We start from the raw sequence: 982 nt of genomic DNA on the forward strand, positions 1-982 counted from the left end.
CAGCCGGGGGGGGGGGGGCGCGGGGGGGCGCCCCCGCTTTGGCCCCCCCCCCCGCGCGGGGGGGCAGGGCGGCGCCCCGTCGCAGAACCGCTCCGGCCCGTGGGCGACCACCCCGACCCGCATTCCCGCACCGGCGGTTCCGGCCGCGCCAGCAGTCCGTCCCGCTCTGAGCACGACGCCCCCGGACGGCCCGGCCTGGAAGAGCGGCGACCTCTTCTCCCACCAGATACCCGCCCGCCCGATCTCCCCGGCAGGAGGCCCGCGCCGATGACCCGCTCCCTGACCGAGCCTCTCCTGCACGAACGCCGCACGATTCGCACCCTGACCCTTCCGGGCCTGATCCGCCTGGTCACCGAGATCGACGACAACGGCCCCATCAGCCACCGGCGCGGCAGCCTTCAGGGCGCCTTCGGCGACCTCACCCCCGGGCAACTGCGCCACGCCATCGCCGTCGCCCGCGACCTCGGCCTGGTCCACGCCGACGAGAAGGCCCCCGACCGCTACCGGCTCACCGCGAGCGGCGAGGCCCTGGCCGAGGTGTACGACACCGCGGCCCGCTGGGCGCGCGCCCGCCAGTTCCCCGACGCCAGCACTGACTTCGTCACCCGCGTCCAGCACACCCTCCAGTTGCACAGCGGCAGCCCGCACGCGTCCGGCCCGAGTCTGGAGCCGTCGGCGCCGCATCAGGTGGTGGCCGAGTTCCTGCAGGCGTATCCCCGCGTCCTCAGCCACACCGACGCCCGCTCCGCGCAGGAGCGGGCGGAAGCGGGGCGCGCTGCGTGAGATCCCGTGTCGGACCGCGGCATGCCCGCCGCCCGGTCCCCACAGTGCTGGGGGGGGGGGGGGGGGGCGTGGCCCGCCCTGGGGCGGGGGTGGGTGGTGTCTGAGCAGGCCCGGGGGGGGCGGGCGACGCCGCCCCGCCACGTCCCGGCCTCAGCCCCGCTGTTTACGTCGCTGCTCAACTACCGCCACAGTGCACGAC

At 76.8% G+C, this 982-nt stretch carries 1 protein-coding gene; it reads left to right on the top strand.

What is annotated here, in order from left to right; genetic code table 11:
- The first annotated feature begins 267 nt into the window (after window positions 1–267).
- The gene (locus ACFWR9_RS08585; protein ID WP_383837548.1) at window positions 268–783 is read left to right on the top strand and encodes a hypothetical protein; all 516 of its coding nucleotides are present in this window, start codon (window positions 268–270) and stop codon (window positions 781–783) included.
- The last annotated feature ends 199 nt before the right edge of the window (window positions 784–982 follow it).

Origin of the sequence: Streptomyces sp. NPDC058534 (assembly GCF_042717365.1) — a bacterium.
Taxonomy (GTDB): Bacteria; Actinomycetota; Actinomycetes; order Streptomycetales; family Streptomycetaceae; genus Streptomyces.

Coding starts and splice junctions, on each gene's coding strand:
- ACFWR9_RS08585 (WP_383837548.1), top strand. CDS start 268: ATGACCCGCTCCCTGACCGAGCCTCTCCTGCACGAACGCCGCACGATT.